Below are 17,579 nucleotides of genomic sequence, written 5' to 3' on the forward strand. Positions count from 1 at the left end.
TTGAAATATCAGGAGGAACGTATGAAAGATTTTCACTTTGACGCTATATCTGCCTTTGAAAACTACGAAATTGAAAAAATGAGAGACGGTCACGTGGTGGTGACAACAAAAGTAGTGGATTCCTCACTCAACTACTATGGGAATGCCCATGGAGGCTATCTCTTTACCCTATGTGACCAAATCAGTGGTCTTGTGGTGATTTCGCTAGGATTAGACGGGGTGACACTCCAGTCTTCTATCAACTACTTGAAAGCTGGAAATCTAGGGGACATTCTTACTATCAAAGGAGAATGTGTCCATCATGGACGCACCACTTGTGTCGTCGATGTTGATATCACCAACCAAGATGGCCGAAATGTCTGCAAGGCAACCTTCACCATGTTTGTCACAGGACAACGATCTGAAGATAGACAGGTGAGGATATAAATTAAAATGAGTAGATAGTTACGCCCTAAAAAACCAGAGTGTGTTCACTATCCACAACTCTATAAATTTTAATACATTTAAAAAGCGAGGTCTGATGACTTCGCTTTTATTTGATAGTAAGTAAGAGCCAATAAAATAGCAGAGCAATAGCGCCAATTCCAAGGCCAAATAGAATGGGAAGGATGATTCTTTGGTAGGGAGCCTTACCCCTTTCTTCAGCTTCTTCAATCTCGCTAAGGTTACGTCCTTGAACATAGGCGACAATCTGTCGATAGGTGCGAAGATTATGCTGTTTCTTGAATTTTTCAATGCGTAGGGCGTAGAACATAGCGATAGCAAAAATCAAGCAACTAATAGCGATACCATACCAATCCAAATAAAGAATTAAGGGTATGCTGATGATAGGAAAACCAAATAGCAGTATGCTAAAGATTATTCCATCTTTTTGATAACGTATAAATTCTTGGTCGTGAATAATTTGTTTCATAGTTTCCAAATCTCCTTTTACTAGTTTGTCTAATGACACTTCAAAGACCTTGCTCAGCAAGAGTAGGTTTTGAATATCAGGGTAGGTCGCGCCACGCTCCCAGTTGGAAATGGATTGGCGACTGACAAAAATTATTTCAGCTAAATCATCTTGAGATAAATTTTTCTTTTTACGATAGTGCTGGATTTGTTTTCCGACTTGCATAAAATTTCCTCGCTTTCTGATTTCATTCTACTCAATTATACAAAAAACGGCTATCAAAGTTCTTTGACATATAGATTTCATAGGTTTTAGCAAAGGTTTTGGTCACTGGATTTACAGGTATGTCAATTCATGTTTACCTACTGAAAAAGAGGCTATCAGCCCCCTTTTTCTTATTCACTAAATCTTAAAAAATAGCCATCTGGATCTAAAACTGCAAATTCATGAGGATAGATATATTGTTCACCAACTCGAAATTCTCTTTTAGTCAAATGACGATGAATAGGATAGTTAGACTCGATTACTTTCTGATAGAGTCTGGGGACATCCTTGATACCAAAGGAAATATTGACACCGCGCCCGAAAGGATAAGTCAGTTGGGCTAATTCTTCTGCGCTGCCTTCTTCTAGCATAAGTTGGCAGTCTTCAAGCGAGAGGAAGAGAAATTTTTCTTCTGGGCGCTCGTATTCAATGGTGAACCCCAGTAAATCACAGTAGAAGGAGCGAGATTTTTCTATATTCGAGACCATAAACTCGGGAATAACGGCGTTGTAGTTCATAAAGAAAATCCTTAAAGTTCAATCTCCAAGACAATCGGTGTATGGTCTTGGCGTGCTCCTGAATCAATCATGTCTGACTTGGTAACCTTGTCTGCTACACGGTTACTTGTGAGCCAGTAGTCGATTCTCCAGCCTGTGTTATTGATTTTTGAAGTCTTGCTGCGTTGTGCCCACCAAGTGTAGCGTTCTGGAACCTCTCCATGGATATGGCGGAAGGTGTCTGTAAATCCTTTCGCCAAGAGGTTTGTAAATCCTTCACGTTCTTCGTCTGTGAAACCTGGTGAACGGCGGTTGCTGGCTGGGTTAGCAAGGTCAATTTCCTTGTGGGCAACGTTGTAGTCCCCAGTTGCTAGGACAGGCTTTTTCTTGTCTAGTTCAGCCAAGTACTCCGCATATTTGACATCCCAGATTTGACGTTCTTCCAAACGTTTGAGGCCATCACCAGCATTAGGTGTGTAGACCTGAGTCACGAAAAATGTATCAAATTCAAGAGTGATGATACGACCTTCGGAGTCCATGGTAGATGGTGCACCGATTTCTGGGAAGCTGATGCTTGGAGTGAGTTCTTTCTTATAGAGAAACATGGTTCCAGCATATCCTTTACGAGCAGGCTCTTGAGAGGAACGCCAAGTATTTTCATATCCAGGGAAGAGTTCTTCTAACACCTCGAGATGTTTCTTTGTAGGTCCTGTAGCTGAAAGCTTGGTTTCTTGGATGGCGATGATATCAGCGTTTTCAGCAACCAAGGTTTGGAGGACGTCTTGTGACAATTTGGCACGCGCAGAGTCGCTCGTGAGTGCAGCGTTTAGGGAATCAATATTCCATGAGATCAATTTCATAATGTTTACCTTTTCATTCAGATTATAGACAATATTATACCAGAAAAAGCGGTAATTCCCCAGCGTATAGTTTGAAAAATCCAGGTCATTCCTATATAATAAAGAATGATTTATGTAAAGGAATGAAAATGAATGAAATGTTTCTCCTATGAATATCTTTATTGATGAGTATGACAACGTTCAAGTAAGTGTTGTCACCTATGAATAAGAAAAACCTGAGGTAGTCGCCTCAGGTTTACATTTGTCATTAGAAAGGAATACTATGTCCATCATCCAAAAACTCTGGTGGTTTTTTAAATTAGAAAAACTCCGTTACTTAGTTGGAATTGTAGCTTTGGTTTTGGTTTCTGTACTAAACCTCATCCCACCTATGGTCATGGGGCGCGTGATCGATGCCATTACTTCTGGGCGATTAACACAAGATGAGCTCTTGCTTCATCTCTTTTATCTCCTGCTAGCTGCTTTCGGGATGTATTATCTGCGTTACGTTTGGCGCATGTATATCCTAGGGACCTCCTACCGACTTGGGCAAATCATGCGTTCAAGACTATTTGAGCATTTTACAAGGATGTCTCCTGCTTTTTATCAAAATTATCGAACTGGGGATTTGATGGCTCACGCAACCAATGATATCAATGCCCTGACTCGTTTAGCAGGTGGTGGTGTCATGTCGGCAGTGGATGCCTCAATTACAGCCTTAGTGACTCTCTTGACCATGCTCTTTAGTATTTCTTGGCAGATGACCTTGGTTGCCATTCTGCCCTTGCCATTTATGGCCTATGCGACTAGTCGTCTGGGGAGAAAGACCCATAAGGCTTTTGGCGAATCGCAAGCAGCCTTTTCTGAACTTAATAATAAGGTTCAGGAGTCTGTATCAGGTATCAAGGTAACCAAGTCCTTTGGCTATCAGTCTGATGAATTGGCATCTTTCCAGGAGGTCAATGATTTGACCTTCCAAAAGAATTTGCAAACCATGAAATATGACAGTCTCTTTGACCCCATGGTTCTGCTCTTTGTTGGTTCTTCTTATGCCTTAACTCTCTTGGTAGGTGCCTTTATGGTGCAAGCAGGACAGGTAACTGTCGGAAATCTAGTCACCTTTATCTCTTACTTGGACATGTTGGTCTGGCCTTTGATGGCGATTGGTTTCCTCTTTAATATCACTCAGAGAGGAAAAGTATCCTACCAACGAATTGAGAGTCTCTTGTCTCAAGAATCACCTGTGAAAGATCCAGAATCTCCACTGGACGGGATTGAAAATGGACGCTTGGACTATGCTATTGAAAGTTTTGCCTTTGAAGACGAAGAGACACTGAAAGATATACACTTTAGTCTCGAAAAAGGTCAAACGTTGGGCTTGGTTGGACAGACGGGTTCAGGGAAAACTGCTTTGATTAAGTTGCTCCTGCGTGAGTATGACGTTAACCAAGGGGCTATTTATCTAAATGGTCACGATATTCGAGCCTATCGACTAGCTGACTTGCGTAGTTTGATGGGATACGTTCCACAGGACCAATTTCTCTTTGCTAGTTCTATCCTAGATAATATTTATTTTGGAAATCCTGACCTACCTTTCTCTGCAGTAGAGAAAGCAACTCAGTTGGCTCAAGTCTATCAAGACATTCAAGCCATGCCTGAGGGATTTGATACAGTTATCGGGGAAAAAGGTGTCAGTCTATCTGGTGGACAAAAGCAACGTCTGGCTATGAGTCGGGCTATGATTTTAAATCCTGATATCTTGATTTTAGATGATTCCTTGTCAGCTGTAGACGCCAAGACAGAGTTCGCGATCATCGATAATCTCAAGGAAACTCGCAAAGACAAAACGACTATCATCACTGCCCATCGTCTCAGTGCAGTTGTTCATGCAGATTTGATTTTGGTCATGCAGGATGGTCGCATCATTGAACGAGGTAGGCATGAAGACTTACTAGCCTTGGATGGTTGGTATGCCCAAACCTACCAGTCTCAACAGTTAGAAATGAAAGGAGAAGAAGATGCGGAATAAACAAGAACAATGGGCTGTATTGAAGCGTTTGTTGTCCTATCTTAAGCCCTATAGTCTCCTAACCTTTTTAGCCCTTGCTTTTCTCCTCGCGACGACTGTTGTTAAGAGTGTTATCCCCTTGGTAGCTTCGCACTTTATCGACCAGTATCTAAACAACCTTAATCAGCTTGCTGTTACAGTTTTGCTAGTTTACTATGGTCTCTACATTCTTCAAACTATTGTCCAATATGTGGGGAATCTCCTTTTTGCGCGCGTGTCCTACAGCATCGTTAGAGATATCCGACGTGATGCCTTTGCCAATATGGAGAAGCTAGGCATGTCTTACTTTGATAAAACGCCTGCAGGTTCTATTGTCTCTCGTTTGACAAATGACACCGAGACTATCAGTGATATGTTTTCGGGAATCTTATCTAGCTTTATCTCGGCAGTCTTTATATTCGTGACGACCCTTTATACCATGTTAGTTTTGGACTATCGTCTGACTGCTTTAGTATTGCTCTTTCTACCTTTGATTTTCCTTTTGGTTAATCTCTACCGTAAAAAATCGGTCAAGGTCATTGAAAAAACCAGAAGTCTACTGTCAGATATTAACAGTAAGCTGGCAGAAAATATCGAAGGAATTCGTATTATTCAAGCCTTTAACCAAGAAAAACGCCTGCAAGAAGAGTTTGATGAGATAAACCAGGAACACCTAGTCTACGCTAACCGTTCAGTAGCCTTGGATTCTCTCTTTTTACGCCCAGCTATGAGTTTGTTGAAGCTGTTGGGGTATGCGGTTTTGATGGCTTACTTTGGCTATCGCGGACTTTATCTAGGAATAACGGCAGGAACTATGTATGCCTTTATCCAGTACATCAACCGTCTCTTTGATCCGCTCATCGAGGTAACGCAAAACTTTTCTACTCTTCAGACATCCATGGTGTCAGCAGGTCGTGTTTTTGCACTCATCGATGAGACCAACTATGAACCGGTCCAAGAAAATGGCCAGGCTGAGATTCAAGAAGGGAATATTCGTTTTGAACATGTGTCCTTCTCTTATGATGGAAAACACCAAATTCTCGATGATATTTCCTTTACTGTCAATAAAGGTGAAACCATTGCCTTTGTTGGACATACAGGATCGGGAAAATCTTCTATCATCAATGTTCTGATGCGTTTTTATGAATTTCAGTCTGGTCAAGTTCTCCTAGATGGTGTGGATATTCGAGAGTATAGTCAAGAGGAACTGAGAAAAAACATCGGTTTGGTTCTACAGGACCCCTTCCTCTATCATGGAACCATTAAGTCCAATATCGCCATGTACCAAGATATCAGCGATGACCAAGTCAAGGCTGCAGCAGAATTTGTCGATGCAGATTCCTTCATTCAAGATCTTCCTTTAGGTTATGATGCCCCTGTATCTGAGCGTGGTTCGAGTTTTTCAACTGGTCAACGTCAGCTTCTTGCCTTTGCTAGAACTGTTGCCAGTCAACCTAAAATTCTGATTTTGGATGAAGCGACAGCCAATATCGACTCTGAAACAGAAGCTCTGGTCCAAAATTCCCTAGCTAAGATGAGACAAGGTCGGACAACCATCGCCATCGCCCATCGCCTTTCTACCATTCAAGATGCTAATTGTATCTACGTTCTTGATAAGGGACGAATCATTGAGAGTGGAACCCACGAGGAACTCCTAGCATTGGGTGGAACCTATTACAAGATGTATAGTTTGCAGGCAGGGGCTCTTTCCTAAGGAAGAATTCCTTTAAAACACAGATTTCTTGCACTGCCTCTTTCATTTTGTGGTATAATGTAGAATGTTAATAAAGATTATATATAAAAAACAGAGGAGAATGTGCATGCTGAAATGGGATGAGCTACCTCAAGAAATGCAATTGAGCGAGGTAAAACCATACTACCAGCTTGTGTCTAGAAGAAAAGGCTCACTGATTTTCAAGCGTTGTCTAGATTTGTTTCTAGCCGTAGTCTTGTTAATCTTGACCTCCCCCTTATTTCTGATTCTAAGCATCTGGATCAAGCTAGATAGCAAGGGTCCAGTTATTTACAAGCAAGTGCGGGTAACCCAGTACAACCGACATTTCAAGATTTGGAAATTCCGGACCATGGTGACGGATGCAGATAAAAAAGGAAGTCTAGTAACTTCTGCAAATGACAGTCGTATCACTAAAGTTGGAAATTTCATTCGACGTGTTCGTTTGGATGAATTGCCGCAATTGGTCAATGTCCTAAAAGGAGAGATGTCTTTTGTCGGAACGCGCCCAGAAGTACCACGCTACACAGAGCAGTATAGCCCTGAAATGATGGCTACCTTGCTCTTACCTGCAGGGATTACATCGCTTGCTAGTATTAACTATAAGGATGAGGATGCCATCATCAGTCAAATGACTGCAAAAGGTATGACTGTTGACCAGGCTTATGTGGAAAGAGTCCTTCCAGAGAAAATGCACTTTAACCTAGCCTACCTACGTGATTTTAATTTCTTCGGAGATATCAAAATCATGTTTCAGACTGTAGTTGAAGTTTTAAAATAAAGTAGTCACAAGAGTGAATACAGTAAAAGGAGTAAAACAATGACAAAATATAATATTCCATTTTCACCACCCGATATTACCGAAGCTGAAATTGTTGAAGTAGCCGATACCCTTCGTTCTGGTTGGATCACAACAGGTCCAAAGACAAAAGAACTAGAGCGTCGTCTGTCCGTCTATACTCAAACGCCTAAGACAGTCTGCCTCAACTCTGCAACAGCAGCTCTTGAATTGATCTTGCGCGTGCTTGAAGTAGGGCCTGGCGATGAGGTCATCGTTCCAGCTATGACTTATACAGCATCATGTAGTGTCATCACTCACGTAGGTGCGACACCAGTTATGGTTGATATCCAAGATGATACCTTTGAAATGGATTATGACAAGCTTGAGCAAGCTATTACTGAGAAGACTAAGGTTATTATCCCGGTTGAACTTGCAGGGATTATCTGTGACTATGACCGTTTGTTCCAAGTTGTAGAAAAGAAACGCGACCTCTTTACAGCTGCTAGCAAGTGGCAAAAGGCCTTTAACCGTATTGTGATTGTATCTGATAGTGCCCACGCTTTGGGTTCAACCTACAAGGGACAACCAGCCGGTTCAATTGCAGACTTCACATCATTCTCTTTCCACGCGGTTAAGAATTTTACAACTGCTGAGGGAGGAAGTGCGACTTGGAAAGCAAATCCAGCGATTGATGATGAAGAAATGTATAAGGAATTCCAAATCCTATCTCTTCATGGTCAAACAAAAGATGCTCTTGCTAAGATGCAATTGGGTTCATGGGAATACGATATCGTAACACCAGCCTACAAGTGCAACATGACGGATATCATGGCTTCACTTGGTCTAGTTCAGCTAGATCGTTATCCTGGCTTACTACAACGTCGTAAGGATATCGTGGATCGCTATGACCATGGATTTGCGGGAACTCGGATTCACCCATTGGCTCATGAGACAGATGCAGTTGAATCTTGTCGTCACCTCTACATCACCCATGTAGAAGGAGCAAATCTCGAACAACGCAACCAAATTATTCAAGAATTGGCCAAGGCAGGAATCGCAAGTAACGTCCACTACAAACCACTTCCGCTTTTGACAGCCTATAAGAATCTTGGCTTTGACATGGCAGATTATCCGCGAGCTTATGCCTTCTTTGTAAACGAAATTACACTGCCACTTCACACGAAATTAACAGATGAAGAAGTAGACTATATCATTAAAACTTTTGTCAGAGTTTCCGAAGAAGTTCTAGGCGCTTCACAAAAATAATTAAAAAAATTAGTAAAAAATGAATGAAAACGGTTGACAAAGAAAAAGCAATAACATATAATTAACTCAACAAATCAGAAAAGTAATTATTTTAGATCTTCAGGGAGCCTGTGGTTGCTGCGAACAGGTGGTTGAAAATAGTGAAATTGGGCTGATTTGAAAAAATGAATTTGAAACAATGAAAATTCGGTGCGCACACCTTACAGTGCAACTTGTTGTTAGACAAGGCAGAGATGTAAAGGGGATATTCTCTTTACAATTGAGGTGGTACCGCGTTACGAACGCCCTCACATGGAGTAGATTCCGTGTGTGGGCTTTTTCATATTTTGGAATAATGGAAAAGAGGAAAAATTTATGACAACTAAAGGATATTTTGGACAATTTGGTGGTAGTTTTGTACCAGAACCAATTCAGGTTTTGCTAGATGAATTGGAAGTGACTTTTGAAAAATACAAGGACGATCCAGAGTTTTTAGCTGAGTTTCGTCATTACTTGAAGGATTATTCAGGTCGCGAGACACCGCTATATTATGCAGAGAGCTTGACAGAGCACCTAGGTGGAGCTAAGATTTATCTCAAGCGTGAAGACCTTAACCACCTTGGATCTCACAAACTTAATAATGTTTTGGGTCAAATCCTTCTAGCAAAACGCATGGGTAAAAAGCGTGTCATTGCTGAGACAGGAGCTGGCCAGCACGGTGTTGCGACAGCTGCAGCTGCGGCCAAATTTGGTATGGCTTGTGACGTCTATATGGGGGCAGAAGATGTGGAGCGTCAACGTCTCAATGTCTTCCGCATGGAGATGATGGGAGCAACTGTTCACGCAGTTGAAACTGGAACTCGTACCCTGAAGGATGCGGTTGATGCAGCCTTTGGAGCATGGATGAATGACCTTGAAGCCTTCTACGTTTTAGGTTCTGCTGTAGGCCCTCACCCTTATCCAACGATTGTTCATGAATTTCAAAAAGTCATCAGTGAAGAATCACGTCGTCAAATCTTGGAAAAAGAAGGGCGTCTACCAGACTACGTCATTGCCTGTGTGGGCGGTGGTTCTAATGCCATCGGTGCCTTTTCACAGTATGTAGCTGATGAAGAAGTAAAATTGGTTGGGGTAGAAGCTGCTGGTCATGGTTTAGATACTGACAAACACGCAGCAACTATGACCAAGGGTAGTGTCGGAATTGTCGATGGAATGAAGACCTATGCAGTCTTTAAGGAAGATGGAGAGCTCGCGCCAGTTTACTCTATCTCAGCAGGTTTGGACTATCCAGGGGTCGGTCCAGAACATGCCTTCTTTAAAGACTCTGGTCGAGTAGAATATGTAGCAGCGACCGACGAAGAAGCTGTTCAAGCCTTGCTTTTATTAAGCAAAACAGAAGGAATCATCCCTGCAATTGAAAGCTCACATGCTATCGCTGAAGCAGTCAAACGCGCACCAAAACTAAGTAAAGATGAGATTATCATCATCAATGTCTCTGGTCGTGGAGACAAGGACGTAGCTGCCATTGCAGACTACCTTGAAGCTAAAAAATAAAAGATGGAAAATATACAGGGATTTCTCTCACAGAGAGCTTGTGGTTGCTGAAAACAAGCAGAGAAAGCTGTAAGGTTGGGTCCATCTGAAATGAGAGAAGAAAACATAATTCTCAAGGGAGTGCCCTTTATCGCACAACCTGTTACAGGAGCTATCTGAGACAGGAATGAGAGATAGGAGAAATCCTATAATTGAGGTGGCACCGCGAATTTCGTCCTCACGCAAGTTATTTTGCGTGGGGATTTTTTGTAGAATAAACACGGGATTTAAGAAGAACTGAAAGGGAAATTACAATGGAACGAATCATTCATGGAGATGTTTTATCACCAATCTTGGCTTATATGCGTTTGAACGGACAACACAAGGTCATACTTGAAAGTATCCCAAGAGAAAAAGAAAATGCTCGTTTTTCTATCTTAGCCTATAATCCAGTTTTTGAAATTAAGTTCGAGAATGGAGTTCTTTATCAAAATGGGCAAGTGATTGATCGTGATCCCTTGGATTTCCTTTATGAAGTAACTCATAAGAGTCAGCACCATTCAGAACTACCCTTTGGTGGTGGAGCTATTGGCTTTGTTGGCTACGATATGATTTCTCTCTACGAAGAGATTGGCCAGCTCCCTGAGGATACGATTGGGACACCAGATATGCATTTCTTCGTATATGAGAGTTATATAGTTTTTGACCATAAGAAAGAAAAAATTCATGTCATCGAGGATGCTCTCTACAGTGAACGTAGTAATGAAGAACTAGAAGTGGCTTTAGATCAGGTTTTAGAAGAGTTGAAAATCCCTGCTCCAAATGAATTTGAAGATTTGGACGTTTCTCCACTTCAGTTTAGACCACATATTGCACCTCAGAAATTTGAAGAAATGGTAGAAACAGCTCGCGACTTGATTCGCAACGGAGATATGTTCCAATGTGTGCTCAGTCAGCGCTTCTCCGCAGAAGTAACTGGAAATTCTTTTGACTTCTACAGAAATCTCCGAGTGACCAATCCATCAAATTACCTCTACTTTTATGACTTTGGAAATTATCAAATTATCGGTGCCAGTCCTGAGAGCTTGGTTTCCGTCAAAAATGGCATTGTGACAACCAATCCAATTGCAGGTACACGACCTAGAGGTACCAATGATGAAGAAGACGCAGCTTTAGCAAATGACCTACTCTCTGATGAAAAGGAAACAGCAGAACACCGAATGCTAGTGGACCTAGGACGCAATGATATCGGTCGAATTGCTGAAACAGCAAGTGTCCAAGTAACCAAGTATATGGAAGTGGAACTTTTCCGCTATGTCATGCATTTGACCAGCGTGGTTAAAGGACGTTTGTTACCAGAACTGACTGCCATGGATGCCTTAAAAGCGACTCTTCCAGCAGGAACAGTATCGGGGGCCCCTAAGATTCGTGCTATGAAACGCATCTATGAGTTGGAAACAGAGAAGCGAGGCGTCTATGCAGGAGCTATCGGTTACCTTTCAGCAACTGGAGACATGGACTTTGCCATTGCAATTCGAACCATGATTCTTAAAAATAAAACAGCCTACGTGCAGGCAGGTGCAGGAATTGTTTATGATTCCATTGCTCAAAATGAATACCAAGAAACCATTAACAAAGCTAAATCTATGACTAGAATGGGAGAACTAAGACCATGATTTTATTGATTGATAATTATGATTCATTTACCTATAACCTAGCCCAATACATTGGGAATTTCGCAGAAGTTCATGTTTTGAGAAATGATGATCCACATCTTTATGAACATGCTGAAAAGGCAGATGGATTAGTTTTCTCTCCTGGTCCAGGTTGGCCAGCTGATGCTGGGAAAATGGAAAAAATGATTCGTGATTTTGCAGGTAAGAAACCGATTCTAGGGATTTGTTTGGGGCACCAAGCCATTGCAGAAGTATTTGGTGGTAAGTTGGGCTTGGCTCCTAAAGTTATGCACGGTAAACAAAGCCAGATTCGATTTGAGACTCCTTCAGTTCTCTATCAAGGAATTGAGGATAATCGTCCAGTCATGCGTTACCACAGTATTTTAATTGAAGAGATGCCAGAAGAGTTTGAAGTGACAGCTCGTTCGACAGATGACCAAGCTATTATGGGGATTCAACACAAAACCTTGCCGATTTATGGCTTGCAGTATCATCCAGAAAGTATTGGAACGCCAGATGGCCTATCTTCTATTCAGAATTTTATCGAGAAAGTTGTAAAGTGAGGAAAATAAAATGAAAGAAATTATTGAAAAATTAGCGAACTTTGAAGATTTATCAAGTGTTGAAATGACAGATGTGATCGAACGTATCGTAACAGGGCGAGTGACAGAAGCACAAATCGCTTCACTCCTTTTAGCCCTCAAGATGAAGGGAGAAACACCTGAAGAAAGAACAGCCCTCGCTCAAGTCATGAGAGGACATGCTCAACACATTCCAACCAACATTCAAGATGCTATGGATAACTGCGGTACAGGTGGAGATAAGTCATTTAGCTTCAACATTTCTACAACTGCAGCCTTTGTCTTGGCAGGTGGTGGCATCCACATGGCCAAACATGGAAATCGCTCTATTTCTTCTAAATCTGGGTCAGCAGATGTCTTGCAAGCTTTGGGAATCAATATTGACCTTAAACCATCACAATTGGGTAAGGTATTTGACCAAACAGGAATCGTCTTTCTCTTTGCCAAAAACATGCACCCAGCCATGAAATACATTATGCCAGCTCGTTTGGAGTTGGGAATTCCAACTATCATGAATTTGACAGGACCGCTCATCCATCCGATGGTTTTGGAAACACAGCTTCTAGGAATCAGTCGTCCTGAACTTCTGGAAAGTACTGCTCAGGTTTTGAAAAACATGGGTCGCAAACGTGCCATTGTAGTAGCTGGTCCAGAAGGATTGGATGAAGCTGGTTTGAATGGTACTACCAGCATTGCCCTTCTTGAAAATGGTGAAATCACTTTGTCAACCTTTACCCCAGAAGATTTGGGAATGGAACGTATTGCCATTGAGGACATTCGTGGTGGAAATGCGCATGAGAATGCAGCCATCCTTGTTAGCGTTCTTAATAACGAACCAAGTCCATTCTTGGAAACAACAGTCTTAAATGCTGGCCTTGGTTTTTATGCCAATGGTAAGGTAGATAGTATTAAAGATGGAGTTGAAATGGCACGCCAAGTGATTGCTAGTGGTAAGGCCCTTGAAAAACTCAGACTATTACAGGAGTATCAAAGATGAGCCAGGAATTTTTATCACGTATCCTAGAGCAAAAGGCGCGTGAAGTTGAAAAGATGGAACGAGAGGAACTTCAGCCCCTGCGAGCAAGCTATCGCTTAGCTGAATATTTGAAAAATCATCAAGAACGTCTGCAAATCATTGCTGAGGTCAAAAAGGCAAGTCCAAGTCTAGGTGATATCAATCTCGATGTGGATATCGTACAACAGGCCCAGACTTACGAGGCTAACGGCGCGGTTATGATTTCTGTTCTGACAGATGAGGTTTTCTTTAAAGGTCATTTGGATTATCTGCGTGAGATTTCCAGTCAGGTAAACATTCCTACGCTCAACAAGGATTTTATTTTCGATGAAAAGCAAATCATCCGTGCTCGCAATGCAGGTGCGACAGTTATCTTACTCATCGTCGCAGCCTTGTCAGAAGAACGACTCAAGGAGCTTTACGACTATGCGACAGAGCTTAGTTTAGAAGTGTTGGTTGAGACCCACAATTTAGCTGAACTAGAAGTGGCCCACCGTCTTGGAGCTCAAATTATTGGTGTCAACAATCGCAATTTAACAACCTTTGAAGTCGACTTGCAGACAAGCGTAGACTTGGCCAAACACTTTAAGGATGATTGCTTCTACATTTCCGAATCTGCTATTTTTACAGAGGAGGATGCAAAACGTGTTGCACCATACTTTAACGGAATTTTAGTAGGAACAGCCCTCATGCAAGCAGAAGATGTAGCCCAGAGAATCAAGGAGTTGCAGATTGACAAAGGTTAAGATTTGTGGACTATCGACCAAAGAAGCCGTAAAAACAGCTGTGTCGGCTGGAGCAGACTACATTGGTTTTGTCTTTGCTCCTAGCAAAAGACAGGTGACCTTGGAACAAGCAGCAGAGCTGGCAAAGCTCATTCCTGTCAACGTTAAAAAAGTTGGAGTATTTGTTTCACCCAGTCGGGCAGAACTGTTAGAAGCGGTAGATAAAGTTGGTTTGGACTTTGTACAAGTTCACGGTCAGGTAGTAGATAAACTATTTGAAAATTTACCTTGTGGCAGTATTCAAGCTGTACAAGTAGATGAGAATGGGCATGTACCCAATTCTCAGGCAGACTATCTACTCTTTGATGCTCCTATTGCAGGGAGTGGACAAACCTTTGACTGGGGGCAACTGGATACGACAGAACTAGCCCAGCCTTTCTTCATCGCAGGTGGGCTAAATGAAGACAATGTAGCAAGAGCAATTCAGCATTTCTCTCCCTTTGCAGTAGATGTATCAAGCGGAGTAGAAACAGACGGACAAAAAGATCATGAAAAGATTAGAAGATTTATAGAGAGGGTTAAGCATGGTATATCAAGAACCAAATAAAGAGGGATTTTACGGGAAATTCGGTGGACGCTTTGTCCCAGAAACATTGATGACAGCAGTATTGGAATTGGAAGAGGCTTATCGTGAAAGTCAGGCAGATCCAAGTTTCCAAGAGGAGTTAAACCAACTATTGCGCCAGTATGTAGGTCGTGAAACTCCTCTTTACTACGCAAAAAACTTGACCCAGCATATCGGCGGAGCCAAGATTTACCTTAAACGTGAAGACCTCAACCATACAGGCGCCCACAAGATTAACAATGCTTTAGGACAAGTTCTCCTCGCTAAACGTATGGGCAAAAAGAAAATTATTGCTGAAACAGGTGCTGGTCAACATGGTGTGGCAACTGCAACAGCTGCGGCACTCTTTAACATGGAATGTACCATCTACATGGGCGAGGAAGATGTCAAACGCCAAGCCCTCAATGTCTTTCGTATGGAACTTTTGGGTGCCAAGGTAGAGGCTGTGACAGATGGTTCACGCGTGCTCAAGGATGCAGTCAATGCAGCCCTTCGTTCTTGGGTGGCAAATATCGATGATACCCACTATATCCTTGGTTCTGCCTTGGGGCCCCATCCTTTCCCAGAAATTGTTCGTGATTTCCAAAGTGTTATCGGACGAGAAGCCAAGCAACAGTACCGTGATTTGACAGGTGAAAATCTGCCAGATGCTCTAGTAGCCTGTGTTGGTGGTGGCTCTAATGCCATCGGGCTCTTCCATCCATTTGTGGAAGATGAGTCAGTGGCTATGTATGGAGCTGAAGCAGCAGGACTAGGTGTGGATACAGAGCATCACGCAGCTACCTTGACCAAGGGTCGTCCAGGTGTTCTTCACGGTTCGCTTATGGATGTGCTCCAAGATACTCATGGTCAAATCTTAGAAGCTTTCTCAATTTCAGCAGGTTTGGACTATCCAGGTATCGGTCCAGAGCATTCCCATTACCACGATATCAAGCGTGCGACTTATGTGCCAGTGACAGATGAGGAAGCCTTGGAAGGATTTCAACTTTTGTCTCGTGTGGAAGGAATTATCCCAGCTTTGGAATCTAGCCATGCCATCGCCTTTGCGGTGAAATTGGCCAAAGAACTTGGCCCAGACAAGTCTATGATTGTCTGCCTATCAGGTCGTGGGGACAAGGATGTAGTTCAAGTTAAAGACCGCTTGGAAGCAGACGCAGCAAAGAAGGGAGAAGCTCATGTCTAAGGCACTAACAGAAAAATTGAACGCTATAAAAGCGACTGGAAAAGGAATTTTCGTTCCCTATATCATGGCTGGAGACCATGAAAAAGGTTTGGATGGTCTTGCTGAAACAATTCACTTTTTTGAAGATTTGGGAGTGTCTGCTATTGAAGTGGGAGTTCCTTTCTCAGACCCAGTTGCAGATGGTCCAGTTATCGAAGAAGCAGGCTTGCGCAGTCTAGCTAGTGGTACTTCTACACAGGCTCTAGTTGAAACTTTGAAGACTATTGAAACAGAAGTTCCACTTGTTATCATGACCTACTTTAACCCCCTCTTTCAGTACGGTATTGAGAAATTTGCCAAAGACCTTTCTGATACAGCGGTTAAGGGATTGATTATTCCAGACCTACCTCATGAACATGCTAATTTTGTAGAGCCCTTCTTGGCAGGTACAGACATTGCTTTGATCCCACTTGTCAGCTTGACGACAGGAATGGAGCGTCAAAAAGAACTCATTGAAGGGGCAGAAGGTTTTGTTTATGCTGTTGCCATTAACGGGGTGACAGGGAAAGCAGGTAATTACCGAGATGACTTGGACAAGCACTTGAATCAACTTCATCAAGTGGCAGATATTCCAGTCTTGACAGGTTTTGGTGTATCCACACAGGCTGATGTAGAACGCTTTAATGCAGTATCAGATGGCGTCATCGTCGGTTCCAAGATTGTTAAGGCTCTACATGAAGGACAAGTAGCAGAAATCGCTGACTTTATCAGACAAGCAGTAGTTTACCAAAAATAATCATACAAGCAGCCAGCAAGAGGAAAGGCACAAAAGGTAGTCTTTCCTTTTTCTTTAATAGGAGAAAGGCTAGAATGCCAGTTGTGGAAGCAAATTGAATTAAAATCAGCATTTCGGTTAGGCTAAAAATAAGTGCACAAGAGGCCAGAAAGAGAAAATCACCTGCACCTATGCGGATATCGATAAAGTGAGCCAAAATTCCCAAGATAAGAAAGAAAACCATGATTAGATTCCAACTAGAGCAAATCATGAGGATTAAGTGAAATATTAGCCAGACGATTAAGGGGTATTCTTGATGTCGAAAGTCATAGATTCCCAAAGTTAAACCGGCAGTGATTAGGATGACTTGACTCAAGGTTAGAATTTTCCAAGAAAAAGCTAGAAAGAGCAGTCCCGAGCCTAACTCAAAGAAAGCATACCAGAAAGGATATCGTACCTTACAATAGCGACAGCGAAAGCGCCCAATTACTTGAGAAACAATTGGAATCAAATCCAGAGGTCTCAAAGGAGTCTGACAAGAATCACAGTGACTTGCAGGAAATACGATGGATTGTTCAGGAAAGCGATCAATGACCAAGCCTAGAAAGGAAGCAAGAATCGTTCCAACAAGAAAAAAGTAAAGATGAATCATACTTATTTATTCGGAAAAAATAAGAGAAAGAGTATAATAGTTGGATATAGGAGAAGTTATAGGAGCAAATATGAAAATTCACTTTGAAAAAGGACTTCAGTTAGAAAATGCCAAACTCATTTGTCAGTGGTCTAATGCTTTGGGAGAAAGTTTTCAGAAGCAATGGATGGGGCCAAAGATTTCTTATCCCTTGATTACCCAATCCTTGCAAAAGATGGAAGGGATTTTTTCCATTTTTGTTGGAGAAGAGTTTGTAGGCGTCATCCAGAAAATCAGGTTAGAAGACAGGAATCTTCATATCGGGAGATTTTTTATCAATCCTCAGAAACAGGGGCAGGGGTTAGGTAGCCAGGCTTTAAGGAAATTTGTTAGTTTGGCCTTTGAAAATGAAGACATAGATACTATTTCTCTAAATGTCTACGAGGCAAATCAAACAGCTTACAATCTTTACCAAAAGGAAGGATTTGAAATCGTTCAAATGGTTGAAGTACCTATACGAAAATACATCATGAAAAAGGTCAGATAGAACATAAATAAC

18 protein-coding genes and 2 other annotated features are annotated in these 17,579 nt (G+C 42.0%); of the genes, 14 read left to right on the plus strand and 4 right to left on the minus strand.

The features are described from left to right. Window positions 1-21 precede the first annotated feature (21 nt). Window positions 22-426, plus strand: coding sequence for a PaaI family thioesterase (locus ACVAMZ_RS02200; protein ID WP_045763132.1), 405 nt, complete (start codon window positions 22-24; stop codon window positions 424-426). 106 nt (window positions 427-532) lie between these two features. On the opposite strand, the gene ACVAMZ_RS02205 is transcribed toward ACVAMZ_RS02200, so the two are convergent. The 3 genes from ACVAMZ_RS02205 to ACVAMZ_RS02215 all read right to left on the minus strand — a co-directional run bounded on the left by ACVAMZ_RS02205 (window position 533) and on the right by ACVAMZ_RS02215 (window position 2,513). Continuing rightward, window positions 533-1,117 (minus strand): helix-turn-helix domain-containing protein, encoded by a 585-nt coding sequence (locus ACVAMZ_RS02205; protein ID WP_461684901.1) that lies wholly within the window; start codon window positions 1,115-1,117, stop codon window positions 533-535. A gap of 170 nt (window positions 1,118-1,287) precedes the next feature. Continuing rightward, complete coding sequence (locus ACVAMZ_RS02210; protein WP_461684902.1) at window positions 1,288-1,674, minus strand: bleomycin resistance protein; 387 nt, start codon at window positions 1,672-1,674, stop codon at window positions 1,288-1,290. A gap of 11 nt (window positions 1,675-1,685) precedes the next feature. Continuing rightward, entirely contained in the window at window positions 1,686-2,513 is an 828-nt protein-coding gene (locus ACVAMZ_RS02215; protein WP_461684903.1) for an exodeoxyribonuclease III, read from the minus strand. Window positions 2,514-2,775: 262 nt separating this feature from the next. Between ACVAMZ_RS02215 and ACVAMZ_RS02220 the strand changes: the two genes are divergently transcribed. The 12 genes from ACVAMZ_RS02220 (at window position 2,776) to trpA (ending at window position 16,410) form a co-directional block, all read left to right on the plus strand. Continuing rightward, window positions 2,776-4,521, plus strand: coding sequence for an ABC transporter ATP-binding protein (locus tag ACVAMZ_RS02220; protein ID WP_461684904.1), 1,746 nt, complete (start codon window positions 2,776-2,778; stop codon window positions 4,519-4,521). Then, the gene (locus tag ACVAMZ_RS02225; RefSeq protein WP_461684905.1) at window positions 4,511-6,253 is read left to right on the plus strand and encodes an ABC transporter ATP-binding protein; all 1,743 of its coding nucleotides are present in this window, start codon (window positions 4,511-4,513) and stop codon (window positions 6,251-6,253) included. Before ACVAMZ_RS02220 ends, ACVAMZ_RS02225 begins: the two co-directional genes overlap by 11 nt. Window positions 6,254-6,359: 106 nt before the next feature. After that, window positions 6,360-7,052 carry a sugar transferase gene (locus tag ACVAMZ_RS02230; RefSeq protein WP_004251491.1) on the plus strand — a complete coding sequence of 231 codons (693 nt, stop codon included), beginning with the start codon at window positions 6,360-6,362 and terminating at the stop codon, window positions 7,050-7,052. Window positions 7,053-7,091: 39 nt separating this feature from the next. After that, complete coding sequence (locus ACVAMZ_RS02235; RefSeq protein ID WP_461684906.1) at window positions 7,092-8,318, plus strand: DegT/DnrJ/EryC1/StrS family aminotransferase; 1,227 nt, start codon at window positions 7,092-7,094, stop codon at window positions 8,316-8,318. A 60-nt stretch (window positions 8,319-8,378) separates the two neighbouring features. After that, window positions 8,379-8,610, plus strand: a binding site (T-box leader). Between the two features lie 62 nt (window positions 8,611-8,672). After that, window positions 8,673-9,851: a tryptophan synthase subunit beta gene (gene trpB, locus ACVAMZ_RS02240; protein ID WP_060956118.1), complete on the plus strand. Its 1,179-nt coding sequence runs from the start codon at window positions 8,673-8,675 to the stop codon at window positions 9,849-9,851. After that, window positions 9,848-10,073 (plus strand) — a binding site (T-box leader). It overlaps the preceding gene by 4 nt. A gap of 71 nt (window positions 10,074-10,144) precedes the next feature. Then, window positions 10,145-11,506 carry an anthranilate synthase component I gene (gene trpE, locus ACVAMZ_RS02245; protein WP_461684907.1) on the plus strand — a complete coding sequence of 454 codons (1,362 nt, stop codon included), beginning with the start codon at window positions 10,145-10,147 and terminating at the stop codon, window positions 11,504-11,506. Beyond that, window positions 11,503-12,069, plus strand: a complete 567-nt coding sequence (locus tag ACVAMZ_RS02250; protein ID WP_461684908.1) for an aminodeoxychorismate/anthranilate synthase component II — start codon at window positions 11,503-11,505, stop codon at window positions 12,067-12,069. The genes trpE and ACVAMZ_RS02250 overlap by 4 nt, the downstream gene beginning before the upstream one ends. A gap of 10 nt (window positions 12,070-12,079) precedes the next feature. Next, window positions 12,080-13,084, plus strand: a complete 1,005-nt coding sequence (trpD, locus tag ACVAMZ_RS02255) for an anthranilate phosphoribosyltransferase (RefSeq protein ID WP_316108495.1) — start codon at window positions 12,080-12,082, stop codon at window positions 13,082-13,084. Continuing rightward, a complete protein-coding gene (gene trpC, locus ACVAMZ_RS02260) occupies window positions 13,081-13,848 on the plus strand; it encodes an indole-3-glycerol phosphate synthase TrpC (protein ID WP_461684909.1) in 768 nt (255 codons plus the stop codon). The genes trpD and trpC overlap by 4 nt, the downstream gene beginning before the upstream one ends. Beyond that, the gene (locus ACVAMZ_RS02265; protein WP_461684910.1) at window positions 13,835-14,434 is read left to right on the plus strand and encodes a phosphoribosylanthranilate isomerase; all 600 of its coding nucleotides are present in this window, start codon (window positions 13,835-13,837) and stop codon (window positions 14,432-14,434) included. Before trpC ends, ACVAMZ_RS02265 begins: the two co-directional genes overlap by 14 nt. Further along, the gene (gene trpB, locus ACVAMZ_RS02270) at window positions 14,412-15,635 is read left to right on the plus strand and encodes a tryptophan synthase subunit beta (protein ID WP_414314480.1); all 1,224 of its coding nucleotides are present in this window, start codon (window positions 14,412-14,414) and stop codon (window positions 15,633-15,635) included. Before ACVAMZ_RS02265 ends, trpB (ACVAMZ_RS02270) begins: the two co-directional genes overlap by 23 nt. After that, window positions 15,628-16,410 carry a tryptophan synthase subunit alpha gene (gene trpA / locus ACVAMZ_RS02275; RefSeq protein WP_461684911.1) on the plus strand — a complete coding sequence of 261 codons (783 nt, stop codon included), beginning with the start codon at window positions 15,628-15,630 and terminating at the stop codon, window positions 16,408-16,410. The genes trpB (ACVAMZ_RS02270) and trpA overlap by 8 nt, the downstream gene beginning before the upstream one ends. Here trpA and ACVAMZ_RS02280 read toward each other — a convergent pair. Continuing rightward, complete coding sequence (locus ACVAMZ_RS02280; protein ID WP_461684912.1) at window positions 16,382-17,041, minus strand: prepilin peptidase; 660 nt, start codon at window positions 17,039-17,041, stop codon at window positions 16,382-16,384. The two genes, trpA and ACVAMZ_RS02280, sit on opposite strands and share 29 nt — an antisense overlap. A 70-nt stretch (window positions 17,042-17,111) precedes the next feature. Here ACVAMZ_RS02280 and ACVAMZ_RS02285 point away from each other — a divergent pair, with 70 nt between their 5' ends. After that, a complete protein-coding gene (locus ACVAMZ_RS02285) occupies window positions 17,112-17,567 on the plus strand; it encodes a GNAT family N-acetyltransferase (protein WP_458635751.1) in 456 nt (151 codons plus the stop codon). Window positions 17,568-17,579 lie beyond the last annotated feature (12 nt).

The organism is Streptococcus sp. KHUD_017 (assembly GCF_054861245.1).